The following is a 25,638-nucleotide window of genomic DNA, read 5'->3' on the forward strand; positions in this document are numbered from 1 at the left end:
TGTGGCGGCGGCCTTAGCGCTGGCTCAGCGGCCAGGTCAACAGCAGTAGCTGCGTCAGATTCAGCGCCCAATGGCACAGCACGGCGGGCGCCAGGCGGCCGGTCAGCTGCAGCATCAGGCCGTAAAGCCCGCCGGCCAGGGTCGCCAGCCCCACATAACCCCAGCCACCGGCCAGATGCGCCATTCCGAAAAGAATGCTGCTCACAAGCAACGCCAACGCGCTGCCCCAGCGCGGTTGCAGCCAACGGAGCAGCAACCCTCGAAACAGCAGCTCTTCAGCCATACAGGTGTTGAGGAGGTTGGTAGCCGCCAGCAACCAGAACCAGGGGCTAAGCCCCGGCTGCCAATCAACCAGGCCGCTGGCCATGGCCAGCAGGGTAAGCAGCGCTATCCCCATGGGGGCCACGGCCAGCGCCCACCAGGAAGAGAACCGCCAGGGTTTGGCTAACGAGGGCGCCACCAGGGGGCACCAGCACAGCAATGACCAAGCCACCAGCACCTTGTCGGTATTGAGGTAAAGGTTCACCGCCACGCTGCCGGTTTTTACCACCGCCTGCTGCGCCAGTAGGAGGCCTTGGTAACCAGGTAGCTGATGCACCATCAACCCCAGGCTCAGCCCAAACCATAACAGGCCCCTTAGCCAAGCCAGCCAGGCAGGCCCTGGCTGTTCCTTCATCCAGGCGGTCAGGGCCACATAGCTCAAGGCCAGCAGACAAAACGACCAACCGGCGCCCCCCAGTGGCAGCAACAGGAGCAGCGTCACCGGTAGTCCATAGCGCAGCCAGCGCACCGGGCTTAGGCCGGCGGCCAGTATCAGCAGTGAATAGCCGAGAAACAGTATCGCCATCATCCCTTCTCCGGCTGATACCAGGCCATGACCTCGTCAATCAGCACGCGCATCAGCCGGGTGCGATAGCGGCCTGGCCGGTCAATAAAATGCAGTGGCCATGGCCGCCCTTGGAAATCCGGCCCTAGCCGGCAGAGCCGGCCGTCAGTCGTCCCGGGTCAGCACTTCCAGCAGCTCGATTTCAAACACCAGGTTGGAACCGGGTTTGATATGAGGGCCGACCTGGCGGTCGCCATAGCCAAGCTCTGCCGGCACCCACAGCTTACGCTTGCCGCCTACCTTCATGCCCATCAGGCCGATATCCCAGCCCTTGATCACCCGGCCAGTGCCGATAACACACTGGAAAGGGCGGCCCTTGGCATAGCTGGAGTCAAACTCGGTGCCGTCTTCCAAAGTGCCTCTGTACTGGGTGGTGATAAGGGCTCCTTTGACCACGGCCTTACCGTCCCCCAGTTGCAGATCCTCGATTTTCACTTCGCTTGTCATGGCACTGCCGCCTTTGGTTGCAAAGCCCCTAGTCTACCTCGATATGGGCCAGCTTGGCCCGCAGCCGGGCCACTAAGCTGGCGGCGTCCAGGTCATCCGCCGCCAGCCCATGGCAAAGGGTCATAAAGTACAAATCCGCCAGTACCTCGCCCTGGCCAGGGTCTGTGGTCAAATGGGCCTTGAGGCTGTCCAACTGGGCCTGGAAAGGCTGTGGTTGCCACAACAATTCCTTGAACAGCTCGCGGCTGAACTCCCTGTTGCTCAGGTAGAAGTCGTAAAGGTAGGTGGCGTAATGGAGCAGCCGGGCCTTGGCATCCAGGCTGCTGTCGGTGCCGGCGGCCAGGGCCAATACCTGGTCTACCAGGTGCAGCATGCCGCCCTTGAGCAGCGCCAGCTTGCTGGGGAAGTGGCTGAAAACGGTGCCGTCCGCCACCCCTGCGGCCCTGGCTATCTGGCGAGTGCTGGTCTGGGTATAGCCTTGGGCTTGGAACAGGTCCCAGGCGGCCTTGAGGACGGCATCTCGGGTCTGCTGTTTTTTACTGTCGGCCATGGGGAGGCTCCGTTGTTTCACAGAGCCTAGTTCAGAAATTGAGCACGCTCAAATCCATTTTTGAGCATGCTCATTTTTAATGATCGCCTTGCCTTACAACAGGCTTTGCCCGGTCTTCTGGACGCTGGCGTTGGCGATAAAAAAGCCGCATGCTAGGAGCGCCTCTCGCCTGGAAAAACAAGGACTACCCATGCTGGAAGACGCCCTGATCCGCTATCTGCATTTCGTCGGCATCATCGGCTTGGCCGCCGCTCTGGTGGCCGAGCACCTGTTGCTGGCCCCCAGGTTAAGCGGCCCGCAATTAAGACGCCTGACCAGGATAGATGGCCTTTACGGCATCAGTGCCCTGCTGGTGCTTGGGGCCGGCCTGACGTTGTGGCTGGGCGTCGGCAAACCGGCCGCCTTTTATAACCTCAACGGTCTGTTCCACCTCAAAGTCACCCTCTTTGTATTGCTGGCGCTGTTGTCCATCTACCCCACCCTGTTCTTCCTGAAACACCGCAACAGCCAGGCGGATGAGGTGGCCATTCCCAAGGTGATCATCATGCTGATCCGCACCGAGTTGCTGTTGCTGCTGGTGATACCGCTGCTGGCGGTACTGATGGCTAAAGGGGTGGGATTGTCATGACGCAGCCAAACCATGGGCCATTGCCTATCGGCATATTGGCCATCAGTGGCGAGGGGGCAGCCCTGTGTTATCGCACCCTGGTGACCGAAGGGGCAGAGCTGTTGGGCCCCCATGCCCACCCCGAAATTGCCCTGCACTGCTTTTCCATGAGCCAGTACATGGGCCCTTTGGAAGCAGGGGACTGGGACAGCGTGGCGGCCTTGATGAAGGGGTCGGCGGACAAGCTGGTAGCCATGGGCGCCCGTTTATTGATCTGCCCGGATAACACAGTGCACCCGGCAGTAGAGAAGCTGAGGCCCCAAAGCCCGGTACCCTGGCTGCATATCGCCGAAGTGGTGGCCCAAGAGGCCAAGGCCAAGGGTTACCGGCGCCTGGGTATCCTGGGCACCCGCTTTTTGATGGAAGGCCAGGTTTACCCAAAGGCCCTTGGCGCCCAGGGGCTTGAGGCCCAGATCCCGAACAGCGACCAGCGCCAGGGCATTCACCAACGGATCTTCGACGAGCTGGTTTATGGCCGTTTTGAGGCCGCAAGCCGCCGCTATTTTCAAGACGTTATCGAAAGCCTGGCGGCTGGGGGCTGCGACGCCGTGGTGCTGGGCTGCACCGAGATCCCGCTGCTGATAAGCCAGGCCGATTCAGTGTTGCCGGTGCTGGACTCCACCCGGCTGCTGGCCAGGGCGGCCCTCAGGGCGGCCGTCACCAACTGAAGGCGCCAGGCAACCGGCCTTTCGCCAGCGGCAAGGGGGCTTGCTTGGGGCCAGGCACTGCTCGTTTCGGCACAGCACGGCCCCCAGGGTCCAGCTGACATCCAGGTCAGGTGAATGGGGGTCGACCCCCAGGCTGTCCAGATACAGGGGCAGGTAAGCCACCCGGAAACAGGCGGTACTGGGCTGGTAGCATTGGCCCTGGTTAAGACAGCAACTGTCCAGTTGGTCCGGAGTGTTGTACTGAAAAGCACCGGTCAACAACCAGTCTTTTACCCCAGCCTTTTCGGTAGGTACCTGACGATAGCCCCCCTGGCCCTGGCCTTGAAAGTTGTAGGGGTCTTTAAGGGCACGGCCCAGGGTCAGAGGTAGCTGGGCCTGGCATTGTCCAAGTTGCCAGTTAGGGTCCTTAACGCCTGCGCCGTAGCGACAAGCGTGCGGCACTCCCAACACCTTGGGAGCCTCGTCCTGGCCCAGGCCAAGGAAGGAATAGCTGTAAAAGTCCAGGGTCTGCCCCTCCAGGCGCACCTGTTGCACGGCGTCGTCGGCCCGGTCGCAGGCCGGGCAGGGAAAGGCCACCTGGCTTGAGGCGCCCCCCATCTCGACAATCCCCATATCGCTGCGGCCCAGGCGGGCACGGGCCGCCAGCCAAGCATAGAAGCCCTCTTCAAAGCCGGTCAGGGTCCTGGCGTCGATCGCCACCGCCGGCCCCAGCAGCCCTGCCAGGGCTTGCTGCACCTCTTGCCAAAGGGCGACGCTGGCCACCGGGTCTTGCTGCTCGGCCAGGCGCATGCCGGCCGTGGCCAGCACCGACACCGATTGCAAACGGCAGGCCTGCTGCCAGTCAAAACCTTGCCAGCGCGGCTGACCTTCTGAATTGGTGGGGCCGTCTTGACGCAGCGCTTCCAGGCTATTGGCCAGATCGGCGGCCAGGGCCGCCATGGCCTTCGGCCCCTGGTGTTGGCGCACCGGGTCGGCCAGGGCACCAAGCTTGGCACCTGGCCATGGTTGCCAACCGCCCTCTTGCTGCACATAGAGGAATAAGCGGGTGCCGCTGGACCCGGCATCAAATACCGCCCGGCAAGCCGGTTTGTCGGCAGCCTGCACCGCCCAGGCCAACCCCAGTAACAGGGCCACCAGGCCCCTTATCCATCCCATTTCAAGCTCCCCTCTTGGCATGGGGCGCCAGCTTACCCCAGGGGCAGTTCGAGCCCAAGGGCCAGACGGAACTTGCCGGCCGGCGGTAAATCCACAAGGCGAAACTTCTGATAGCAAAAGATCTGCTTTGACTGGTTTTCTTATCGCCGCACTCAGGCGGGGTCTTCCCACCCTGCTGCTGGCCTGCTTGCTGCCGTGAAAGTCCCTGGCCGGGGTGGCGTGACTCACCTTCAAGTACAAAGTGGGGGGTCTTGGTAAGGGGCGTACTGGTCAAGCCCAGGGATGACGGCAAGCCCAAGCCGGTTATCGGCTACAACGGCGAGGCGGATAACAAGGTCTTGGTGCACCACACAACGGACCTGGCCGCTCGCCTTCAGATCCTTGGCAAACCACACCAACTGCTGCTCTCGGCGGCAACCATGGTCTTAACCAGCGGCACCAAGAGATACTGGCGGCCCTTAAAGACCGGTTCGGTCGCTACCTGTAAAAAAGCCCCGCGAAGCGGGGCTTTTTTCTTACTTCATCAAACCACCCATCAGGGTGCGGATGGCGGCGGGGATATCCCCCGGCAGTACCACCATCTTGCTGTTTTGGGAGGTGGACATCTCTTTCATGGCCTCCACGTAGCGCTCGCCCAGCAGGTACATCACCGGCAGTTCGTTGTTCTGTACCGCTGCCGATACCTTCTCGATGGCGGTCTGGCTGGCGGTGGCCAGCACCACCTGGGCTTCGGCGTCGCGGCGGGACGCTTCCAGGCGGCCTTCCGCCTGCAGTATGGCGGCGGCCTTTTCACCGTCGGCACGGGTCACGGTGGCGCGGCGGCCACGTTCGGCAGCGGCCTGCTCTTCCATGGCCTTTTGCATGGTGGGAGAGGGGTTGATGTCCTGGATCTCGACGGTCTTAAGGGTAATGCCCCAGTCGGCGATGTCGTCGGAGATGGCGCCCTTGAGCTTGGCCTTGATGGCGTCACGGTTGGACAGGGCGTCGTCCAGGTCCATCTCACCTATGATGGAACGCAGGGAGGTCTGCACCAGGTTCTGGATGGCGATGCTGTAGTTCTCCACACCGTAAACGGCCTTCTCGGGGGAGACGATATTGATGTAGGCCACGGCATTGGCGATGATCACTGCGTTATCGCGGGTGATCACTTCCTGTGACGGGATATCCAGCACGATATCCTTGGTAGTAACCTTGTAGGCCACCAGGTCGATATAGGGGATGATGAAGTTCAGGCCGGGACCCAGGGTGCGGCTGTATTTACCCAGGCGCTGGATCACGTACTTGCTGCCCTGGGGCACTATCTTGACCCCCATCAGCAGGGTGATCAGCACCAGCAGGAAGAAGACTCCGGCCGTAGCCATTCCATTGAACATCATTGCGCTATTCCTTCTCTGAATGTAAAGCGTACGGATTTAACGTTTCTCAACGATCAGGGTATTCCCCGACACTTCCACCACGAATACCCGGTCACCCAGGGCAACTTCGTTGTTGCAGATAAAGGGCCATTCGTCGTCCCCCAGCAGCGGCGTAGTAAAACGCACCACACCACGCTGCCCTTCTACCGGCAGCTTGATCACTTGGCCGGACTCACCCTTTACCGCCTCGCTGGCGATGCCCGCCTTGGTGCGGTCTTTCATCAAGGGGCGGAAAAAACGGAACCAAAGCAGGGTAAAGGCACAGGACGCCAGGGCCCAAAGGATAATCTGCAGCGGTACCGACAGGGGCACCCCAAGAGCCACCAACAAGGACACCACCAAGGCTCCCAGGCCAAACCAGAATACGGTGAAGCTGGGGATAAATATCTCGGCGATCATCAGCAACATGCCGAAGATCAGCCAATGCCAGTATTGGGGTTCAAAGTCCATTTGCCGTCCTCTTAGCCATTCGCTAATGCATGGTCCCCTGATGGGCGGGGAATTGCAATGTCCAATCTCCTACAAAGCCATGCAGAGATCGCCCGGTCAATACAGATGTATCCCTTTGAATTTATTCGGCTTAACCTGAGCTTCAACCTTTGGTGCCCAAAGCCTGGCTACACTGGTGCACCCATTGGCGCAACCAGCGATGCAAGGGGTCCTGGTGGCTACGAGGGTGCCAAACCTGTTGGAACTGCACCCGGGGGAGGTCCAGGGGGCAGGGCAGCATCTGCAGGTCCGGCTGTGACAACACGGCCTGGCGGGCTACCTGGCTCAGGCAGGTCAACAGCAAGTCACTGCCCACCAGGGCGCTGGCCGGGGCCAGGAAGCTGGCATAGGCCGCCGCAATGTGGCGGCGCAGGCCTTTGGCGGCCAGGGCCTGGTCCACCAACCCCTTTAGGTCCCCTTTGAGGCTGGTGATCAGATGGCGGCTGGCCACATAGGTGTTCAGATCCAGGCCCTTTTGCAGCTGTCTGTTGCTACGGCTGGCCAAAACCACGAAATGGTCCTCGAACAAGGCTTGCTGGTGCAGCTCGCCGGGCAGATCACCAAAGAAACCGGCAATGGCCAGGTCGGCGCCGCCCTGCTCCAGGGCCGCCTTGGGCAACTGGCCCTGCAGGCCCCGGCAGGACAGGGTCAGCCCAGGGGCCTTGGCCTGCACCTTGGGCAGTAACAGCGGCATCAGGCTTTGTTCGACGATGTCTGTGGTCGCTATGACAAAGGTGCCCTCTACTTGGGAAAAGTCTTCGGCAACCAGGCCTTCGAACAGTTGCTCACTGCAACGCAGTATTTCGTTGATACGGGGTGCCACCGCCAACGCCAGAGGCGTGGGTACCATGCCCCTGGCATGGCGTACGAAAAGGGGATCGTTGAAGTCCTGGCGCAGCCGCTTGAGGGCATGGCTGACGGCGGGCTGGCTCATGGCCAGCCGCTGGGCAGCGGCAGAAAGGTTGCGCTCTTCGAAGATCACCCGAAACAGCAGCAGGAGATTGAGATTCTTGCTTTTAATATTCAAATTTTGAATATCTCAAATAACTAACTTTCATTTCTTTTATAGCTTACCACTGCCTAAGCTGACAGCCCTTCACTGGAGCGAGGAGAAACCCTATGAACAAAGCTATTGGTTGGGCCGCCACTCTGCTGGCCCTGGTAATAAGCACCACGGCCCTGGCTGCCGACAGGGTGCTGATGGTGGTCAGCAGCCACCAGCAAATGGGAGACACTCAGGAAAAAACCGGCTTCTGGATGGCCGAACTGACCCACCCCTACTTCGCCCTGACCCGTGCCGGCCTGGATGTGGACGTGGCCAGCATTGCCGGCGGCATGGCCCCGGTCGACCCGCGCAGCCTGGCCGAGCCCGACTCCGCCAACCAGCGCTTCCTGAACAACCCCGCTACCCGCATGTTGATTGACCACAGCAAGGTACTGGCCAAGGTCGATCCCAAGGACTACAAGGCGGTGGTCTTCGTGGGTGGCCACGGCACCATGTGGGACTTCCCCAACAACCCCGCCGTCAACCGAATCGCCGCCCGCATCTACGACAAGGGTGGTGTGGTTGCAGCCGTCTGCCACGGTCCTGCGGCTCTGCTGGGCATTACCCTCAAGGACGGCAGCAAGCTGCTGGCCGGCAAGCAGGTAACCGGCTTTGCCAACACCGAGGAAGACGAAGTGGGCCTGTCCAAGGTGGTGCCCTTCTCCCTGCAAGACCAGCTGATTGAAGCCGGGGCCCGTTACAGCAAAGGTCTGAACTGGCAACCCAAGGTGGTGGTGGACGGCCGCTTGATCACCGGCCAGAACCCGGCATCGGCCCACCAATTGGGCCTGGCCGTGGCCAAGGCCGTCAAAGGCGCCTAAGACAAGCACCCGACAACAAGCCCCGCATCAGCGGGGCTTTTTATTGCTCGGCGGCGTCTTGCGCCAAGCGTTGCTCGTATTGCTGCTGGGCATCCTGAATGGCCAGTACGTTGTCTTCAACCCAGAGGTTAAGGGTCCGGATGGGCCCACTCAGGGACACCCCCAGGCCGGTCAGCCGGTATTCCACCCGGGGCGGCACTTCAGGATAAGACTGGCGTTCTACCAGGCCGAAACGCTCCATACGCCTCAAGGTCTGGATCAGCATCTTCTCGGAAATGCCGCAGACCCGGCGGCGCAGTTCGCCGGTACGGGCCGGGCCCTGGCTGGACAGGGCATACATCAACAGCAGTGCCCATTTATCGGCCAGCACTTCCAATACATGGCGCGCCGGGCAGTTTTTACTGAGCACATCGTGGGAGAAGCTGTCGGTCATAGAGGAGGGGATCCGTTCAAAACTAACCAAAAGGTAAGTACTTGTCAGTAGGAAAGCAAGAGTTACACTGGCCTGCAGCAACGATAGCCAAAGGAAAATCCATGAAGCTCTATTACACCCCCGGCGCCTGTTCCCTGGCCCCTCACATCCTGCTGGAAGAACTGGCCCTGCCCCACAGCCTGGTCAAGGTCGACCTGAAAACCAAAACCACCGAGACAGGCGAATACTTCCTGGCCATCAACAGCAAGGGCTACATTCCGGTGCTGGTAACCGGCAGCGGCCTGCAGCTGACAGAAGGCACCGTGATCTCCCAGTACCTGGCCGATCTGGACCCCAGCGCCAGCCTGCTGCCCACCCAGGGTGAGGCCCGCTACCAGCTGCTTAGCATGATGAGCTTTATCGCCACCGAGCTACACAAACCCATGGGCTCCATGTTCAACCCGGCCCAAAGCGGCGACTGGAAAGAAGCGACCAAGGCCTTGCTGACCCGCCGCCTGGACTGGCTAGCCAACAAGTTGGGGGATCAGCCCTATATCAGCGGTGAGACGTTCACCGTGGCGGACGCCTATCTGTTTACCGTGCTGAACTGGGCCGCCATAGTGCAGTTTGATCTGAGCCCCTGGCCCAGCCTGCAGGCTTTGGTTGGCCGTGTTGCCGAGCGCCCTGCGGTGCAGCGCGCCCTTCAGGCCGAAGGCCTGCTTTAAGACTCGTCGCCAAGCTTGGCAACCAGGGTCCGGGCCAAGGCTCGGGCCGTGGTCCACTTGCCACCGCTGACGGTAAGCACCCGCCCCTGGCGGGACAGCTGGAAGTCGCGGCTGGCCTTGCTGGGGTCAAGGCTACCAGCCAACAAAGGCCGCACTCCGGCAAAGCTCGCCACCACATCCCCTTCCGTTAAAGACGGCATCAGGTAGTGGTTGTAACAGTTCAGCAGATAGCGGGTCTCGGCCTCGCTGCATTGGATGGGTTGGTCCAGTTCATGGCGCACTTCTGTGGTGCCCAGCAGACTCTGGCCGCCGTAGGGCAGCAGAAACACCAATCGCGCTTCACCAGGCACTTCCAACATCAGGCCACAGCTGCGCTGCCCAGACAGCAGCAAGTGGCTGCCCCGCACCAGGTCCAAAGGCTGCTCCACCGCCAAACCCGACTGCTGCAACAATGCCTGGCTCCAGGGTCCGGCAACGTTGATCACGGCGTCAAACTGGGCCAGGCCGTCGGCCAGGGCCACAGTGCCTTTGGCATCCAGGGCCAGCACCGGGTGCTGCTCAAAGATCTGCACTCCGGCCAAACGGCATTGTTCGGCCACCCAAAGACCCAGGGCCTTGTCGTCCATTTGACCATCGAGGAACAGGTATCCCCCAAGCAGCCCCCGGGAACGCAGGTTGGGAACCTGGTGCAGCACGGCCTCGCGGCTTAGCCACTGATGGCGGCCCAGCCCTTGGCGACCGGCAAGGGCATCATAGAGGGTTAGACCCAGCTTGAGTTGCCAGCGGCGACGCCGGCCCTGTTGGTAGAGGGGATAGATAAGAGGCAGGCTCTGGGTAAGCTGGGGCACGTTGTCGAGCCACCAGCGCCTTTCCGCAAGCCCGGTCTTCACCAGTTGCCAATGGCCCTGCTCCAGGTAACGAAGGCCACCATGAAGCAGCTTGGAAGAGGCGCTACTGGTGGCGCCCATCAATTGGTCCCGTTCGTAGAGGCTGACCTTGTGGCCAGCTTCGGCCAGTTGCCAGGCTACGCAAAGGCCGTTGATACCACCGCCCACCACCGCTATATCCATGCCCGGCTCCCAGCAAGCTGTTCACAGCAATAGTAGGTGGAAAAGACCGCTCAGGTAGGAAAAAGGCCGCCATCCGGCGGCCTTTGGGGTCAGGATCCTTTGGCAGCTTCTATGCTGCGGCGGATCAGGGGGGATATGGTCAAACCTTGGATGATGATGGAGAAGATCACCACCACATAGGTCATGATCACGATAAGACTGTGGAGATCAACGCCGTTCACTATCATCTTACCGCTGGGAATAGAGGCGGCCATGGCCAGGGCCAAGCCACCGCGCAGACCACCCCAGGTGAGGATACGGACCGAGTTAAGGTCGTAGCGGCGGAACTGGCGAAAGCCAAGGTAGGGGATGCCCACGCTGACAAAACGGGCCAGCAGTACCACCGGCACCATCAACAGACCCAGGCCCACTTCTTCCAGGGAAACCGGCAAAGACACCAGCAGCAAGCCGATCAGCAGGAACAACAGGGCATTGAGGAAGCTGTCGGTGGCATGCCAGAAATGCTGGACATAGAGGCGGTCATGGTCGTCTTCCGCCTTGGTGATTTTGCCCCTGGTGACGTTGCCGATGAAGATCCCCGCCACCACCATGGCCAGGGCACCGGAGATATCCATCAGGTTGGCCAGGGCAAAGCCGGCCGAAGGAATGGTCAAGGTCACCAGCAGGCGGATGTTGGCGTCCTTGGAGTGCATCAGCAGGAAGTGCCCTACCAGGGCTAGCAGGAAGCCGAAGAGGATACCGCCCACGGCATCGGTGAGGAACAGCTCGGCCACGCCGCTAAAAGTAGGCTCGGTGCCGGAGAAGGCCACCGCAAAGATGGTGGTGAACACCACCAGGCCAACGCCGTCGTTGAACAGCGATTCCCCTTCCACCTGTACCGAGATCCCCTCAGGGGCCTTCATCTGCTTGATGATGGCCAGCACGGCTATGGGGTCGGTGGGGCTGATCAGGGCGCCGAACAGCAGGCAGTAGATAAAGGGAACCTGCCAGCCCAGCTCGCCCAACAGCCAGAAACTCAGGTAGCCCACCATGAAGGTGGAGGCCAGGGTTGAGAAGAGCACCAGTATGGTGATCTCCCAGCGCTGCTTCTTCATGGCGTACAGGTCGATTTCCAAAGCCCCGGCAAAGAGCAGGAAACCGAGCATGCCCTTGAGCAGCAACTGGTTGAAGTTGAGGTGGGATACCACCTCGTTGATGCCATCAGCCACCCCGTTACCCAACATCTTGACCGACAGGATCAACAGCAGCGAGATCACCACAGAACCTGTAGTGATCGCGATGGTTGTCTGCATTTTCAGCACATATTGGTTAGTAAAGGCGATAAAGATCGCCAGGGCGGATAAGAAGCAGAGCAGATACCAAGCATTCATGGTTAAAGTCCCAAACATAAAAAATGCATCGGCGGCCACGCGAGAGCGCCCAGCCGCAACAAACCGCAGTAACCAAGGGGCGCGGGACTGGCCCCTTGGCCGAAAAATTCAGGAAAAAGCGTCAACTGGGTCGTCCTGGCCCAATCTGGTGCCCCTGGGGCTGGGAACCACGCCCAGGGCAAGCGGCGCCTAGGATAGCACCAAATCAATTTTTAACTGAGCTTTATTACGGTAAAACCGAGAAATGCATTGTTTCTTTTTTCCGCACCAAAGGGGCGGGGTTTAGGGCTTTGTTCCTTGCAGCCTGCTACTAGAAAACGGCCCCGCATCAGGATGCAGGGCCGGTTAAAGAACCATATAAGACGGGGAACACCGGGGTCAGTGATCGGCCTCGGCCAGGGCGGCGATGCGCTCGTCGAGATCCGGGTGGGTGCTGGCCCAAGCCGGCAGGCCCTCGCCCTTGGGCTCCGTGCCCTTGAGCTTGAGGTAAAGGGCACGCAGCGGCTCGGTTCCTTGGGGGTCCAGGCGCAGCAGGTCGGCGGCAAAGGCGTCCGCTTCCCGCTCGTGGTCACGGGAGTAACTCATGGAGGTGAAGAACACGGCGGCACCGGCCAGGTTGTCGGCGATGGCGCTGCTGTCACCGACAAGCACCGCTGTGGCCACCGAAAACAGCGCCCCCTGCACCAGTTGGGTCATGGCATGGTGATGATGGATATGACCCAGTTCGTGAAGCAGCACTCCGTCCAGCTCGGCGTCGTCGTCGGCCAGGGCCACTATCTCGTCGGTGAGCACCACAGTGCCGTCGGTCAGGGCAAAGGCGTTGGCGCCCCCTTCAAACTGGTAAAAGCGCAGCCGGGGTTGCTCGGTAAAGGCCACCCCTTGCTTGTCCAGGCGCCCCAGCAGCGCACTGAAACGCTGCTGTAACTGGGCTCGGCGGTCCTGCTCCAGCTCACTGTCATGGAAGCCGGCATGGTCCAGCAGGGTTTGGCTCTGCTCCCCCAGCAGTTGGTAGACCTTTTGCGGCACCATGCCGGCCAGCAGGCTGGCGCTGGCCGGGATCAGGTAGCGATAAGTTCCCCACCCAGCCAGCAGGATCAGCACCATGGACACCAGCACGGCCCCGACATGGCGCTCCAACCTGGCTACCCAGGACTGCTTGCCCTGGGCCTTGAGCCATTGGTTGAGCAAGGCACCATCGGCCGGCACAAACACCCAGCCCTCGGGGAAGGTGAGGGTACGGGCCAGCCGGCCCAGCGCGTCGGACAGCTTTACCTGATCCAGCCGACAACGACTGCTGAATGCCTGGCTTTGCAGGGCCAACTGCCCATCCGGGCCCAGTTGCAACTGGGCCCGGTGGCGGGCGGCGGCACCAGGCGCCAGCAAGTGGCCTTCAATTACCATGGTCAGATGATGCCGATATTGACGTCAAAGGCGCTGGCCACTTCGTCGGCAATGGCCACATCGGTCTGCTGTTGATGGTCCTTCACCGCCACCAGGCTCAGGTCCCCTTCCACCGCCGTGCCGTCGGCGATCAGCTTGGCGTAGCGTACCTGAGCCCAGGCCGAACCCAATCCCAGGGTGACGACGATCAACAGGAAGTTGGACACCACCACCCAGAGGTAACTGCCCACCGAAAGGGTGGAACGCAGCTGCAGCTGGCCGTCGATGCTGGTCTGGTTGAACAGGTGGTTGCGCAACCGGACCTTGACGAAGGCGGATACCAGCATGGCCACGGCAAAGAAGATGAGGTAGAAGACGCCGACCGCGATCATGGCCGTCTGGCCTGCCTGTTCGCCGCCCTGGCCCAGTTCCTCGAACAGGGAGCCGGCTGCCACACCGGCCAGGCCCATCAACAGGCCGGCCACTATCATCAGGCCAACCAGCAGCAAGGTGGCAAAGGCAGCGGTCTTAAAGTATTCCCCAAGGCGGATCTCCGCCTTGAACTGCTTGTCGCCGTAACGATAGTGGTTACCCACATAGTCGGCGATGGAGTAGATAAGCCAGCCGTAGCTCAACACGCTGCCGGCCAGGAAAGACAGGGTACCGAGCCCCACGGCACCTATGATGGCCCCTTCCTTGCCGCCAACCATGCCCATGATGGCACCCAGCATGGCACCGATACAGCCGGCGGAAAACACCAGCACGTAGGCCAGCATGGGTTTGCCCAGGAAGTTGACGTAGCCCCCTTCCACCGAACCGACAAAATCGAAGCGCACGTTGCGAAAGCGGGTCACCCTGGCGTCAAAACGCAGGTTGCGCACCGCCAACCAGGGAGTCAGCACCGACAGCACCATGATCGCCAGCATGGCCAGGGGTGGGAAGAAACTGGTGCACAGCACCCAGAGCATGATGGCGGCCATGGCCACCAGGCGGCCGATCAGGATCTGTACCGGGGTTGCCAGGTATTCAAAGCCGTCCCCGTCCAATTGGGTGTTGCCGTAAAAATACCGCTGATGACGGACCTTGGCCCAGGCCGAATAGACACCCAGGGTCAGGATGGAGAGGGCCAAGTTGACTATCCAGATGCCGAAATATTCAGCACCGTCACCCTTGAAGGTGAAGCCGTGGCGCTCCGAGGTTTGAGGAGTGGTCATTATGCTGTGCTTTCCTTAGCAAAAAGAGGCGGTTATTAAATCAGCAACTGCTGTTCCAAGCAAGCCTGTCCTTGGCTTGATCAATGACCGCTGCGCAGTTGCAGCAGCCCCCTGTCCAGGGCCTCCTGCAGCTTGAGATGGGCATTGTCCACATCCAGCAGCGAAGGGGGTGCCAGCTCCAGGGCCTGGATTGAAACCCAGGTGCTTTGGCGGGTCTCTTCCAGCAAGGTCACCGCCTGGGCCAGGGTGAAGCGGGCCAGTTCCACCAAAGCGTCCACCGGCAGGGGGCTGGAACGTTGGGCCAGGGTCGGGAAGAGGTTAAAACCCACCGCCACTCGCACATCTTCCAACCCTTCTGCCATGACAAAACGGGCGGTGAGCTCAGACAGCCGCTTGTAGAGGCTGGGCAGCAGGCTGGGTTCGTCCTTGAGCACCAACAGCAGGTGGTCGTCGGCCAATTGCGCCACCACTTCGCAGTGGCTGCAGGCCTCTTCCAGGGTGGCCACATAACGGCGCACCAGTTCGCGGCTTTCCTCTATTCCGGCCAGCATCGGCAGACGCTGGACAAAGCGGGCGTCCAGGCTGATAAAGACTAGGGGTTCCTGGGGGAGGGTCTCTCTTTCCCGGCTTTGGTTATGGGCCTGCTGGCTGGCTTCCAGCAAAGGTTGCAGCAGCGGCGCCAAGCCCCGCTGATTGACCAGACCAGACAAGCCATGATGCGCCATGGTGCGGCGGTCTTCGGCCAGGGCCAACTGCAGCTGATGCTTTTGGCGCCACAGCCACAGTAGCCCCAACATGGTAGCCAGGGCCAACACAGCCGTTAGCAGGGTGCTCTGCCGCCACCAGCTGCGCTGCTGGTCCAGGGTCAGCCGCTGCTGCTCGCTGCGGCGCAACCGGTCGGCCTGGTTGAGCTGTTCGGTGAGCTGCTCCATGGCCTGGCGGCCGTCCTGAAGATCGTCACTGTCCAGCTCCTGCTGCAAGGCCATGGCGGCACGCAGGGCCGCTATGGCCAACGTCTGCTGGCCCTGCTTCTCATAGAGATCAGCCAGGCGCATCTGCGCCTTCTGACGCTCCCGCCAGGACGATACGTCGTCACGCTCGTCAAAATAACCCAGGGCATCTTTAAGATCTTGGATCCCCTGGCCTGGGTCAGCCAGCAGCGGCGCCCTCATGGAAAGGGCCGTGCCCAGGTAGAAGTTGACCTTGTTCTTGCGGTAGATGGTCACCGCCTGATCCAGGTATTCCATGGCTTTGGGATGCTGGGCCGGGTCGTTCTGGTAGAGGCTGGCGATGTTGAGCAGCACCTTGGCTTCAGACAGGGTTCGGTTTTGCTGGCGATACAGATCCAGGGCGTGCAGGGACTCGAGCAAGGCGCTGTTGCTGTCCCCCATCTCCTCGTAGGTGACGGCCGTGGCCACCAACAAATCGGGCACGGCCTTGTGATCGTTCAGCTCCTGGGCCAACGCCAAAGCCTGCTGCAAGAAATCCTGGGCCTTGTCGTAGGCATGGTTGAGCCTGAAGATCCGGCCCTTGGTAGAGAGGATCTTCAGGCGCAGCTCGGGGTCATCCTGCTCCAACAGCCGCAGGCTGGCCTCGTCCAGGTAGCTAAGGGCCTGCACTATGTCGTTGCGACGGTACTTGAGCTGGCCCAGCCGGAACAAGGCCCTGGCTTCGGCCTTGGGGGACTTGCGGCTCCTGGCCCGCTTTAGCGCCTCCTCAAAAAAGGCCTCGGCCTGGTCAAAGCGCCCCAGGTATTGGTTAAGGGAGCCCTGCTCTATCCAGATATCCATCTGCACCCCGAGGGAGTCGGGGGTTTTGAGGTTAGCCACCGCCACCGCTGCCTGATGCAGGGTCAGCAAGGAGCCTTCGTAGTCGCGGCTCAAACGGCTTTCGATGTTAGCCTTGATATAGAGCACTTCCCCCAGTACCAGGGGATTGCCCTCGGCTGTGGCTTCGGCCACGGCGGGAGCCACCAGGCCGGGCAGGCTAGCCCTGGCCTTGGGGTCGAAATTGTGGTCCATGGCCTGGCGCAGATCGCCCACCGCCGACCCCCAGGCCGGCCCCGTCATGGCCAACAGCAATAGCGTCCATGCCTTCATATACCCTGCCCCTCGGACAGGAAGAAGCCTGCCATGTAGAGAATGCCCCATTCAGAAAGCGCCAAGGCCACCATGGACAACATCAACAGGTAACCCACCACCCAGGAAAGGCGCCAACGCCCCAGCCTGGGCACCACCTGATACCGCCAGCCCCACCACAGCAAAGCAAAACCCGTTGTACCCAGGGTCTTGCCTAGCAATACCTGGCCGGCCTGGCTGCCCAGGGTCCACAGATCCCGCACATTGGTGGAGTTGACCCAGGTCAGGGCAGCCCCCGATCCCAGCATCAGCAGGAACAGGGGCCAGGCCAGCCGTTCGAAGGCCACCGCAAAATCGGCCATGGGCTGCCATTCTCCCTTGCGGATCCCCGACGGCAGCAGGGCCAGCAGCGACAACAGCGGCATGCCCGCCAGCAGCAGGGCGCCGATAAAGTGCAAGGTGAGGATGTAGTAGTACATGGCGTTCCAATCCCTTTGTTGGCATGGTAGCCCTGTTGAGGAACTGACCGCAATCAAGGAACTCCATGAAAAAACTGCTTTTTATCGGCTTTTTGCTGTGCAGCACAGCCTTGTGGGCCCAAGGGAACGACCAAAGCCAGATCCGCGCCCTGCTGGCCGGCCAGTCGGCAGCCTGGAGCCGGGGTGACCTGGATGGCTTTATGGCTGGCTATTGGCACAGCCCCAAATTGCGCTTTGCCTCGGGCGGGGACATCACCTACGGCTGGCAAGCCACCCTGGATCGTTACCGGGCTCGCTACCAGGATCCCAAGGCCATGGGGGAGCTGCGTTTCGATATCAAGGAGCTGCACCTGATGGGTGATAAGGCCCTGGTGTTCGGCCATTGGCGGCTTAAACGGGAAAAGGACCAGCCCCAGGGTCTGTTTACCCTGTTGCTGGCCAAGCTGGATGGGAGTTGGGTAATAACGGCGGACCATACCTCGTCCGCCGATTGAACTCAGTCGCCCTTGCGGGTCACGTTGCCAGAGCCCATGACGCTCTGCTTGATGCTGGGGTTGCCGAAGTAGACCACATCGCCACTACCGGCCACGCTGATGTCCAGGCTGTCCTTGGCACGCAGGGATACGTCACCTGAGCCGGCGATGTCGATGTCGGCCTTGGCCGCCTGCACCTTGGAAGTGTCCACGTCACCGCTGCCGGCGATGTCCACGGACAACTCGTCGCTCTGGCCGTCTTTGATGACCACATCACCGCTGCCGGCAATGTCGATGTCGATACTGCGGTAGTCGGCCTTGTCCATCACCAGGGACGCGGCACCGGCCAGGTCCAGGTCCAGTTCTTCACCACTGAAGGCGCCCACCACCACATCACCGCTACCGGCCAGGGACAGGCTGGACAGCGCTTCGACGCTGATGCTGATCTCGATGGGTTTCTTGGGGTTCAGGCTGTAACCTTTCTTGGTGCCTATCTCCAACTCGTCGCCCTTCTCGGTGACGGTGATATAGGGCAGCAGGTTTTCTTCGGCCTTGATGCTGAGCTTGCCTTCACCTGCCACCACTTTCACTTGCGCCGGCAGCGCCAGGCTGATCTCGTCAACCTTGCCCAGGCTTTGGCTTTGCTCGGTGACATTGCCGTTGCCCTTGATGTCGTCGTTGCCCCACCAGGCAAAGGCGCTGAAGTGGGCGCTGCTCAGCAGCAGGGCGGCGGTGCAGATAACCAGATGTTTGGGTTTCATGTGCAGTGTTCCTTGTCATAAAAGGTCCTGCCATGACTTTAGCAACCCCTGTGCCAACTCACAGGGGCCCATTTTTAAAGGCTTTGCCCGGAGCTGTCGGTAACAGCAGTAGCGGTTTTCGCCACATTGGCGTGAAGTTCACCAACCCGCCTTGCCTGCCACCAGGCCAGCACCGCGAACAGGGTCAGCAGCGCCCCCAGGGGCAAGGCGTCTTGCTGGGGGATCAGGCTAGATACCCCGGCTGCCAGGCCGGCTACCAGGTTTTGCAGGCCACCCAGCAAGGCACCGGCGGTGCCGGCACCCTTCTTGAAGTCCGCCAGGGCGCCGCTGGTGGCCACCGGGCCCAGCAGGCCGGCGGCCAGGAAGTAGAGGCTGACCGGGCCCAGCAGGGTCCAGGCGTTCATGGGCAGGGCCCAGGCCAGCAGCAGTTGTGCCAGGGCCGCTATCAGCAGCAGGCTGGTGCCCAATTGCATCAGTGCCTTGTGGCGCCAGCGATGGGCCAGGGCCGCCGCCAGGAAAGAGCCGGCGATGTAGGGGGGCAGCGGCGCTATGTAGAGCCAGCTCACCAGCCAGGCCGGCAGGCCCAGACGTTCACCCAGCAATACCCCTGCCGCCGCCTCGAACACCACCACTCCGGAAAACACCGCCAGCAGCGGCCACAGATGATGGCGAAAATTGGCGTTCTGCCAGGTGGCCCGGTAGCGCACCCAGACCGGGGCCTTGGGCTCGGGGTCCTCGGGACGGGTTTCGGCAAAGGCCAGCAGTTGCAGCAGCAATACGGCGCCACCCAGGCCCAGCAGGAACAGATAGCAGGCCCGCCAGTCGAACTGGCTGACCAGCACACCGCCCAGCACCGGGGCCAGCATGGGGGAAAGGATCAGCGCCATGCTCAGCAGGCCGTTGACCCGGGTCAGGGCCGGCCCTTCGAAGCGGTCCCTCGGCACGGTACGGACCATGACACCGGCCACACCGGCGCCCAGGCCCTGGATCAAGGCGCCACCCAGCAACGCGTTGAAACTGGGGGCCAGCCAGGCCAGGGTGGAGCCCCCCAGAAACAGCACCAGGCCGGCCAGGGTGACAGGACGCCGCCCCAGGTTGTCGGACAGGGGACCATAGATAAATTGGGACAGGCCATACATGGCCAGGTAGGCGGCCATGATGCCCTGGGTCATGCCGGGTTTGACCCCGAAGGTCTCGGCAATGGCGCCCTGGCCGGGTACGAACAGGGTCTGGGACATCTGGCCAACGGCGGCCAGGGTGACCATAAGCAACAAAAACAGTCGCAAGGACGGCGAACGCATTACGCACACCTTAAAAAAGAAGGAAAAGGGCAAGTTCAACCACAGCGCCGGCATCCTGCCGACGGCGCGCAATCTACCAGCGCAACATGACAATGTCAGTGGCCACCAAGCGCACCACCGGCGGGCACTGCACGTAAATCCGTCAACTATTGTTGACGACGCAGCAGGGCCATATAGAAGCCGTCGGTGTCGCCGGTCAGGGGGCTGAGGGTCTGCTCGCTTTCCAGCACAAATTGCCCCTGTGAACGTTCAATGAAATCAGCAACTTGAAGTTCGTTTTCTTGAGGTAACAGGGAACAGGTGGCGTACACCAACAAACCGCCCGGTTTTAGCATGCGCGGGTAGCTGTCGAGGATCTGCCGCTGTATGGCCACCAGGTTGTCGATATGGTCGTTGGCCAGGGTCCATTTGCAGTCCGGATTGCGGCGCAGCACCCCTACCCCGGAACAAGGCACGTCCAGCAGCAGCCGGTCGGCCTTGCCCTTGAGGCGCTTGATGATGGCCGACCCTTCGATAAGGCGGGTCTCCAGGTTGTGGACACCGGCGCGGCGGGCCCGCTTGCGCAGGGCCTGGAGCTTACCGTCGAAGATATCCATGGCCAGCAGTCGGCCCTTGTTGCCCATCTGGGCTGCCAGGGCCAGGGTCTTGCCGCCAGCACCGGCGCAGGCGTCGATCACCGTCATCCCCGGCTGGGCTGCCAGCAAGGCCGCCACCTGTTGCGAGCCCCAGTCCTGCTGCTCGAAACGCCCCTGGGCGAAGGCCTGGGTGCGAAACACGTTGGCAAAGCGCTTAAGGCGAACGCAATCCTGGTCCAGGGCGTCACACTGCACCCCTTCGGCCCGCAGGGCCTCTTTCAGGGCCTTGGCATCCCCCAGCAGGCTGTTGGCCCGCAGGTACTGGGCCGGGGGCTTGTTCAGGGCCTGGGCCAGGGCCGGCCATTGGGGCAGGGCCTGGGCCATTTTCTGGTAAAGCCAGTCGGGGTAGCTTTCCCAGAGCACAGGGTCGGCCTTGACGGCAGCCAGCTGGGCCTTGTCCAGGTTGAGGGGTTTGACCTTCAAAGGCAGGCTGGGCTTTTCCATAGCCTGCCAGGCCGCCAGCAGGGCCGACAAGTCCTGGCTTTTCACCGGCCAGTTGCGCCCGGCCAGGGCCGCATAACGGCGAGCAAAACGCACCAGGTGCTGGGCGGCCTGCACCCCTTCGGACTTGTGGCGGCCGAACTCGGCACGGGCCAAGGCCTTGTCCAGGGGAAAACCCTGCACCAGGACGGAATCGAGAACGGTAAGGAGCGCGGCTTGTGTCATAAAAAATGCCCAGCGGGAGAGGCTGGGCATGCTAGGACAAAGCCGCCTTGGCGGCAAGATCCGCGAGGGATCAGAGGCCGGTGCTAAGGCTGTTGATGTCCTGGGTCAGGTCCCCGCCGTCGGTAAGGGTCAGCTCATAGGATAGCCCTTCGGGGTTGGGGATGGTCAGGCCCTCGTAGCTTTCCGGCAGGTCGTTGATGCCGTCGCAGGAAAAGGCCAGGGTGTAGTCGCCGGGCATCAGCAGGCCGAACTTGTAGGTGTAGGGGTCTGTGGTGGCCGGATCGGCGTCGTCGGACAGGGTCACCGCCATGGACGCCACCGGGATGCTGGCCCCTTCGGGCGCGCCAGCGGCGCCTTGGTCATGGTCGTCGGCCAGGGTGGTCAGATCATGGCCGCTGTAGAGATAGACGAAGCCGTAGTTGACGTTGTCGGTGCCGGTGTTGCAGCTCTCGGCCAGGGCCGGGTCCACTTCACCGCCAATTTGGCCGAGGATGGCCGTTTCCAGCAGCTGGATACCACGGGGCTTGAGGATGTAACGGTCCGGACCCGGGTTGTAGGTCATGGCCTTGCGCAGGTTGAAATCGATGGTGAAAGCCAGCTGACCACCGGCCGCAGCGTCAAAGCCACCCAGTTTGAGCTCGTCGGAAGGCACCTTGAGTTCATGGATGCCGCCGTCGGCGTCCACGTAGCTGTTGGCGGTGTCCTCATCGAGGATATCCAGGCGCACGTCGCTGTAGGTGCCGGCCGGAATGGTCACGCCGTTCAGGGCTACAAAGACGTCGCCGCCCTGGTAGTCCAGCAGGTCCAGGGTCACGGGCTGGTTGTCGGCGTCACGTACCGGCAGTACCACGTCCTCTTCCCCTTCGCGCTTGAGCACGATGTTGTCTATGGTCACCACCACTTGGTCGGCGGTATCCACAGGGGCGTCACCTATGCTGATGGACAGGCGGGCGGTCTGGGGTGAGGGCGTGTCGTCACCGCCACTGCTGCCGCCACAGGCGGTCAGGACCAGGGCGGCGGCGGAGGTTAAAGCAAGCGTTAGCGTTTTTTTCATTGTCAGAATCCCCTGATGTTAGTGGACGCTCATCCAGTATGGTCGAGGGAGCCTGACCCTAGCCTGACAAGGCTAGCCTCAGTGCCGGTGTGGATCGTAGCCCAGCAAAGGTGGTATCACCTTGGGGTATTTGCCCTGCACCTGGCGGTAAAACGCCTCGACCACTTGCAGATCAGCGACCATGTCCGGCCCTGGCTGCAAGGGCGGCCCTATCACAAAGCGCTTGTTGGGGTAGTCAAAGCCCACCAGCACCAAGGGCACACCGGCGCTCTTGGCAATGTGGTAGAAGCCCAGCTTCCAACGGCTGACCGGGCTGCGGGTGCCTTCGGGGGCCAGGCCCAGCACGAAGCTGGGCTCCTGACGAAAATAGGCCACCACCTGGTCCACCAGATTATTGTGCTGGTCCCGGCGTACCGGGTATCCCCCAAGGGCCCGGAAAAACCAGCCGAAGGGAAAACGGAACAGTTGGTGCTTACCGAGGAATCGAATTGGGGCGCCCAGGGCATTGCGAGCCAGGATACCCAACACAAAGTCCCAGTTGGAACTGTGGGGCGCGGCCACCAGCACATAGTGGGGCAGCTCGGGAAGCTGCCCTTCAATGCGCCAGCCAAGCCGGGCAAAAAGCCAGGCGTAAAATCGCTGCATGGTGTTTTCTGGTTATAGGTTTTGTGCCAGATAAGCCCAATCGGCGGTGGCCGTCAAGGGGGAGTCGGGACCGGCATTGACCTTGATGTAGCCCCGTTGGATCTCATCCAGCACCGCCTGGCGCACGTTGTCGGCGCCCACCACATGGGCTGCCACCGGCAGCGGTTTGAATTCCACCCAGGCCGTTTCCCCCAGGTGCTGCGCCCATTGCAGGCCCAGCAGCAACATCTCGCACAGGGGCTGCAACTCGGTGACCCGGGAGATCTGCGGGAAGCAGGGAAAGGCCAGTTGGGTCAGCTGCAGGCCACTGATATCGGGGCTGCATTGGGTAAGGGTGTCACGCAGGGCGCCGAAGCTGTATTCGCTACCGCCACCCGGCAAGGTGGGCAACACCACCAGGTAATGGAAGGCGTCTGGCTCGGCGATCAGCCGGGCCTGGGGGAACAGTTGATGCAGCGCCTGGCCCAGCCGTTGTTGCAGGGTACTGCCGTTTCGATAGCCCCCTTGATAGAAGGGATGGCTGGCAAAGACCGGCCTGAAATACAGTACCTGGCAACGTAGGCCCTGGCCCAGCAAGGTGCTCATCTGGTGCATGGCCAGGTGGGCGTGGGGTAGCCCGGAATGTTGGCGCAAACCAAAATCCGGCCCCTTTTCCACCAACTGCGGCAAGGACGGCAACCGCTGGGGATTACGCCTTAACAGCCAGGCTGCAAACCCCAGCAAGGGCACAAGCCCCCAGTACCAGGGCCATCCCCTGGATTCAGGCTGACTCTGGGGCTGCGCCTTGACCAGTTCCCGGCGAGCCAGCTTACGGTCACTCTCCTGTTTGCCCTGCTGGCTGCGCTGGTAACGCTCGGCCATCAGTTGGCCGTAGGCCTGCCAGTACTGCTGGGCTTCGGCCCCTTGACTAAGGCCGGCCAGGGCCAGATAGGCATCTGCTACGAACTTGTCCTGCTTGGTACTGGGCGAACCGTCCCAAAGTGCCAGTATCGCCTGCAACTGCCGTTTTTGGGTGGCCTTGTCATCGAGTTTGGCCGCCAAGTTGGCTGCTACCGTCAGGGCCGCCATGCGATGGCGGATTAGTTTGGCATCGGCCAGTTTGGCCAGGGCTGCGTCCACATAAAAAGCCGCCTTGGTGGTGTCTCCCATGACCAGGTAGATTTCCGCCAGGTTACTTGCCGCCGTACCCTGCCAAGCCAAAGTGCCCTTTTGCTCCAGTTCGTCATACACCATCAGCAGGGCGTTGAGCGCACCGGCGTAATTCTGGGTGCCGAACTCGGCATAGGCCAAGGTGAACGCGGCTTTGGCCCTGTCGGCCACAAAGGGGGAGCTCTTGGCCAGTTCGTTGTTGCTCAGGGCCAGGTTCAAATAGTCTTTACCCAGTTCCCGTCGCACTATCACCAGGTCCGATCGGGCACTGAGTTCAACAGAGAGGGCGTTGGCCTCTTGGGCCATGCCGATGGCCTTTTCCAGCAACGCCTCCGCATCGCTGTACAAGCCCAGGTATTTGAAGCTGTCTCCCCTCACTGCCGTCGCTTTGGCCTGCCTGGTACTGTCTTGCAGTTCGATGGCCAAGGTAAGGGCGCGACCCGATGCGTCAAGGGCAGCATGCCACCTGTCCAGGTCGGAATTCGCCGCATCCAATGTCAGGTAGCAGTCCACCAGTTGGGGACTGGCCGCCGACTTTTCCAGCAAACCAACACCCTGGTGCAACAGCGCCATTCCCTTATCAAACTGCCTGTCCAACCGGCTGACCAGTTCCCCTTGCAGGCACAGGTAACGGCCCTGGTCAAAGGGGCTAAGCTGGGTCAGGTCGGCGTCTTTGAGGGGCGACAGCAGATCGGCGGCACTTTGGTAGTCCGCTTTGGTGATGGCAGCTTCCGCTTGCGAGATAAGAGGGGAGAGGTCCTTTTCTGCCCAGGCGCCCAATGGGATTAGGCACCCTATTAAGAACAGAAAACCGGGTTTCATGGTCGAAAAACTTAATAGATGCTGAACGCATCATAAAGGCTGGTCTGAGCCCTGTCAGCAACCTTTTCTATTTGCTGGGAAAAAAGTCAGGATGCTAGGGTTGGCTCACATTTCATGGGGAGCATGACCTCATGTCCTACCCGCTGCTCAAGTCCTTGCACATCAGCCTGGCGATGCTGACGGTGGTGTTTTTCCTCTGGCGAGCCAGCCGCAGTATTTTCGACCCAGCCAACCTGCCCCGCTGGGCCCGCATCGCGCCGCACCTGATTGACAGCCTGCTGCTCCTGGCCGGGCTTTGGCTGATGGTGCAGCTGGGCCAGTACCCCTTCAAAGACGCTTGGCTGACCGCCAAGGTGCTGGGGTTACTGGCCTATATCGCCCTTGGCACTCTGGCCATCAAGCGGGGCCGCACCAAGTCCGCCCGCGCCCTGGCCACCCTGGGCGCCCTGCTGGTCTTTATTTATATTGTGGGGGTTGCCTTGAACCATTCCCCCCGCGCCTGGTTTTAAGGAGGTCCCATGGCCCAATGGCTCAGCGCCAAGGTGGTGGAAAACCACCAATGGAACCCGACCCTCTTCAGCCTGAGGGTCGAGACGCCACCTTTTGACTTCGTGGCCGGCCAGTTCGTGCGCCTGGCCCTGGAAGGCCCGCAAGGCCGCGCCCAGCGCGCCTATTCCCTGGTCAACAGCCCCGGCAGCCCCTACCTGGATTTTCTGGTCACCCCTGTGCCCCAGGGCAAGCTGTCCCCCCAGCTGCACCTGCTCAAAGCAGGAGACAGCCTGGAAGTCAGCCAGCCGGCCAGCGGCTTTTTCGTGCTGGACGAAGTACCGGACGGCAAAAGTCTCTGGCTGCTGGCCACCGGCACCGGTCTTGGCCCCTACCTGTCCATGCTGGGCACCGAAGTCCCCTGGCGCCGCTTTGAGCGCATCCACTTGGTACACGGTGTGCGCTGGCAGCAGGACCTGGCCTACAAAGACCAGATTGAAGCGCTGGTACACCAGCATCCCCAACTGCGCTACCAGCCGGTGATAACCCGGGAAGCGGTGCCAGGGGCCCTCGGGGGCCGCTTGCCGGCCCTTATCGCCAGCGGTGAACTTGAGGCCGCCTTGGGAGACCAACTGAATATCGAGAGCCAGCTGATGCTCTGTGGCAACCCCGATATGATCCGGGATAGCCTGGCAACGCTGGCCCAGAAGGGATTGAATAAAAACCTTCGCCGCCAACCCGGCCATGTCACCGTCGAGCAGTATTGGTAAGGAGC

General features: G+C 61.4%; 27 protein-coding genes. 7 read left to right on the forward strand and 20 right to left on the reverse strand.

Features of this window, described 5'->3' with window-relative positions; genetic code table 11:
• Window positions 1-13: 13 nt before the first annotated feature.
• From B3C1_RS15195 to B3C1_RS15205, 3 genes are all read right to left on the reverse strand, one after another.
• Entirely contained in the window at window positions 14-850 is an 837-nt protein-coding gene (locus B3C1_RS15195; protein ID WP_051012935.1) for a CPBP family intramembrane glutamic endopeptidase, read from the reverse strand.
• A gap of 141 nt (window positions 851-991) precedes the next feature.
• Window positions 992-1,333, reverse strand: a complete 342-nt coding sequence (locus B3C1_RS15200) for an FKBP-type peptidyl-prolyl cis-trans isomerase (protein ID WP_008485911.1) — start codon at window positions 1,331-1,333, stop codon at window positions 992-994.
• Window positions 1,334-1,361: 28 nt separating this feature from the next.
• Window positions 1,362-1,883 (reverse strand): TetR/AcrR family transcriptional regulator, encoded by a 522-nt coding sequence (locus B3C1_RS15205; RefSeq protein ID WP_008485912.1) that lies wholly within the window; start codon window positions 1,881-1,883, stop codon window positions 1,362-1,364.
• Window positions 1,884-2,073: 190 nt separating this feature from the next.
• Here B3C1_RS15205 and B3C1_RS15210 point away from each other — a divergent pair, with 190 nt between their 5' ends.
• The gene (locus tag B3C1_RS15210) at window positions 2,074-2,511 is read left to right on the forward strand and encodes a DUF2214 family protein (protein ID WP_008485913.1); all 438 of its coding nucleotides are present in this window, start codon (window positions 2,074-2,076) and stop codon (window positions 2,509-2,511) included.
• Window positions 2,508-3,218, forward strand: a complete 711-nt coding sequence (locus B3C1_RS15215; protein WP_008485914.1) for an aspartate/glutamate racemase family protein — start codon at window positions 2,508-2,510, stop codon at window positions 3,216-3,218. The genes B3C1_RS15210 and B3C1_RS15215 overlap by 4 nt, the downstream gene beginning before the upstream one ends.
• On the opposite strand, the gene B3C1_RS15220 is transcribed toward B3C1_RS15215, so the two are convergent.
• The 4 genes from B3C1_RS15220 to B3C1_RS15235 form a co-directional block, all read right to left on the reverse strand.
• Window positions 3,147-4,373: a nucleoside phosphatase GDA1/CD39 gene (locus B3C1_RS15220; protein WP_008485915.1), complete on the reverse strand. Its 1,227-nt coding sequence runs from the start codon at window positions 4,371-4,373 to the stop codon at window positions 3,147-3,149. The two genes, B3C1_RS15215 and B3C1_RS15220, sit on opposite strands and share 72 nt — an antisense overlap.
• A gap of 515 nt (window positions 4,374-4,888) precedes the next feature.
• Window positions 4,889-5,749, reverse strand: coding sequence for an SPFH domain-containing protein (locus tag B3C1_RS15225; RefSeq protein ID WP_156804581.1), 861 nt, complete (start codon window positions 5,747-5,749; stop codon window positions 4,889-4,891).
• Window positions 5,750-5,785: 36 nt separating this feature from the next.
• The gene (locus tag B3C1_RS15230) at window positions 5,786-6,238 is read right to left on the reverse strand and encodes an NfeD family protein (RefSeq protein WP_008485918.1); all 453 of its coding nucleotides are present in this window, start codon (window positions 6,236-6,238) and stop codon (window positions 5,786-5,788) included.
• A 142-nt stretch (window positions 6,239-6,380) separates the two neighbouring features.
• Window positions 6,381-7,304: a LysR family transcriptional regulator gene (locus B3C1_RS15235; RefSeq protein WP_008485919.1), complete on the reverse strand. Its 924-nt coding sequence runs from the start codon at window positions 7,302-7,304 to the stop codon at window positions 6,381-6,383.
• A gap of 92 nt (window positions 7,305-7,396) precedes the next feature.
• Between B3C1_RS15235 and B3C1_RS15240 the strand changes: the two genes are divergently transcribed.
• A complete protein-coding gene (locus B3C1_RS15240) occupies window positions 7,397-8,143 on the forward strand; it encodes a type 1 glutamine amidotransferase domain-containing protein (protein WP_008485920.1) in 747 nt (248 codons plus the stop codon).
• Window positions 8,144-8,183: 40 nt separating this feature from the next.
• Here the strand turns inward: B3C1_RS15240 and B3C1_RS15245 are convergent, their stop codons facing one another.
• Window positions 8,184-8,576, reverse strand: coding sequence for a winged helix-turn-helix transcriptional regulator (locus B3C1_RS15245; protein WP_008485921.1), 393 nt, complete (start codon window positions 8,574-8,576; stop codon window positions 8,184-8,186).
• Between the two features lie 101 nt (window positions 8,577-8,677).
• Here B3C1_RS15245 and gstA point away from each other — a divergent pair, with 101 nt between their 5' ends.
• Window positions 8,678-9,280, forward strand: coding sequence for a glutathione transferase GstA (gene gstA / locus B3C1_RS15250; RefSeq protein ID WP_008485922.1), 603 nt, complete (start codon window positions 8,678-8,680; stop codon window positions 9,278-9,280).
• On the opposite strand, the gene B3C1_RS15255 is transcribed toward gstA, so the two are convergent.
• The 6 genes from B3C1_RS15255 to B3C1_RS15280 all read right to left on the reverse strand — a co-directional run bounded on the left by B3C1_RS15255 (window position 9,277) and on the right by B3C1_RS15280 (window position 16,871).
• Window positions 9,277-10,350 (reverse strand): glycerol-3-phosphate dehydrogenase/oxidase, encoded by a 1,074-nt coding sequence (locus B3C1_RS15255; protein ID WP_008485923.1) that lies wholly within the window; start codon window positions 10,348-10,350, stop codon window positions 9,277-9,279. The two genes, gstA and B3C1_RS15255, sit on opposite strands and share 4 nt — an antisense overlap.
• An 89-nt stretch (window positions 10,351-10,439) precedes the next feature.
• The gene (locus B3C1_RS15260) at window positions 10,440-11,720 is read right to left on the reverse strand and encodes a cation:proton antiporter (RefSeq protein WP_008485924.1); all 1,281 of its coding nucleotides are present in this window, start codon (window positions 11,718-11,720) and stop codon (window positions 10,440-10,442) included.
• 378 nt (window positions 11,721-12,098) lie between these two features.
• Window positions 12,099-13,121, reverse strand: coding sequence for a M48 family metallopeptidase (locus B3C1_RS15265; RefSeq protein WP_008485925.1), 1,023 nt, complete (start codon window positions 13,119-13,121; stop codon window positions 12,099-12,101).
• Between the two features lie 2 nt (window positions 13,122-13,123).
• Window positions 13,124-14,314 (reverse strand): YjgN family protein, encoded by a 1,191-nt coding sequence (locus B3C1_RS15270; protein ID WP_008485926.1) that lies wholly within the window; start codon window positions 14,312-14,314, stop codon window positions 13,124-13,126.
• A gap of 80 nt (window positions 14,315-14,394) precedes the next feature.
• Entirely contained in the window at window positions 14,395-16,413 is a 2,019-nt protein-coding gene (locus B3C1_RS15275; RefSeq protein WP_192813393.1) for a tetratricopeptide repeat protein, read from the reverse strand.
• Entirely contained in the window at window positions 16,410-16,871 is a 462-nt protein-coding gene (locus tag B3C1_RS15280; protein ID WP_008485929.1) for a hypothetical protein, read from the reverse strand. Before B3C1_RS15280 ends, B3C1_RS15275 begins: the two co-directional genes overlap by 4 nt.
• A gap of 65 nt (window positions 16,872-16,936) precedes the next feature.
• Between B3C1_RS15280 and B3C1_RS15285 the strand changes: the two genes are divergently transcribed.
• A complete protein-coding gene (locus B3C1_RS15285) occupies window positions 16,937-17,365 on the forward strand; it encodes a YybH family protein (protein WP_008485931.1) in 429 nt (142 codons plus the stop codon).
• 2 nt (window positions 17,366-17,367) lie between these two features.
• Here B3C1_RS15285 and B3C1_RS15290 read toward each other — a convergent pair whose 3' ends face one another.
• From B3C1_RS15290 to B3C1_RS15315, 6 genes are all read right to left on the reverse strand, one after another.
• Entirely contained in the window at window positions 17,368-18,105 is a 738-nt protein-coding gene (locus B3C1_RS15290) for a head GIN domain-containing protein (RefSeq protein ID WP_008485933.1), read from the reverse strand.
• 74 nt (window positions 18,106-18,179) lie between these two features.
• Entirely contained in the window at window positions 18,180-19,406 is a 1,227-nt protein-coding gene (locus B3C1_RS15295) for an MFS transporter (protein ID WP_008485934.1), read from the reverse strand.
• 146 nt (window positions 19,407-19,552) lie between these two features.
• Window positions 19,553-20,707 carry an RsmB/NOP family class I SAM-dependent RNA methyltransferase gene (locus B3C1_RS20770; protein ID WP_035482433.1) on the reverse strand — a complete coding sequence of 385 codons (1,155 nt, stop codon included), beginning with the start codon at window positions 20,705-20,707 and terminating at the stop codon, window positions 19,553-19,555.
• Between the two features lie 70 nt (window positions 20,708-20,777).
• Window positions 20,778-21,761, reverse strand: coding sequence for a DUF4382 domain-containing protein (locus B3C1_RS15305; RefSeq protein ID WP_008485936.1), 984 nt, complete (start codon window positions 21,759-21,761; stop codon window positions 20,778-20,780).
• A gap of 78 nt (window positions 21,762-21,839) precedes the next feature.
• On the reverse strand, window positions 21,840-22,406 hold the full coding sequence (locus tag B3C1_RS15310; protein WP_008485937.1) for a lysophospholipid acyltransferase family protein: 567 nt from the start codon (window positions 22,404-22,406) through the stop codon (window positions 21,840-21,842).
• Between the two features lie 12 nt (window positions 22,407-22,418).
• Complete coding sequence (locus B3C1_RS15315) at window positions 22,419-24,335, reverse strand: hypothetical protein (RefSeq protein ID WP_008485938.1); 1,917 nt, start codon at window positions 24,333-24,335, stop codon at window positions 22,419-22,421.
• 173 nt (window positions 24,336-24,508) lie between these two features.
• Between B3C1_RS15315 and B3C1_RS15320 the strand changes: the two genes are divergently transcribed.
• Together B3C1_RS15320 and B3C1_RS15325 are read left to right on the forward strand one after the other, a co-directional pair.
• Window positions 24,509-24,886, forward strand: coding sequence for a SirB2 family protein (locus B3C1_RS15320; protein WP_008485940.1), 378 nt, complete (start codon window positions 24,509-24,511; stop codon window positions 24,884-24,886).
• Between the two features lie 9 nt (window positions 24,887-24,895).
• Entirely contained in the window at window positions 24,896-25,633 is a 738-nt protein-coding gene (locus tag B3C1_RS15325; protein ID WP_008485941.1) for a ferredoxin--NADP reductase, read from the forward strand.
• The last annotated feature ends 5 nt before the right edge of the window (window positions 25,634-25,638 follow it).

The sequence above is a fragment of the Gallaecimonas xiamenensis 3-C-1 genome (assembly GCF_000299915.1).
In the GTDB taxonomy this organism is placed as follows: Bacteria; Pseudomonadota; Gammaproteobacteria; order Enterobacterales; family Gallaecimonadaceae; genus Gallaecimonas; species Gallaecimonas xiamenensis.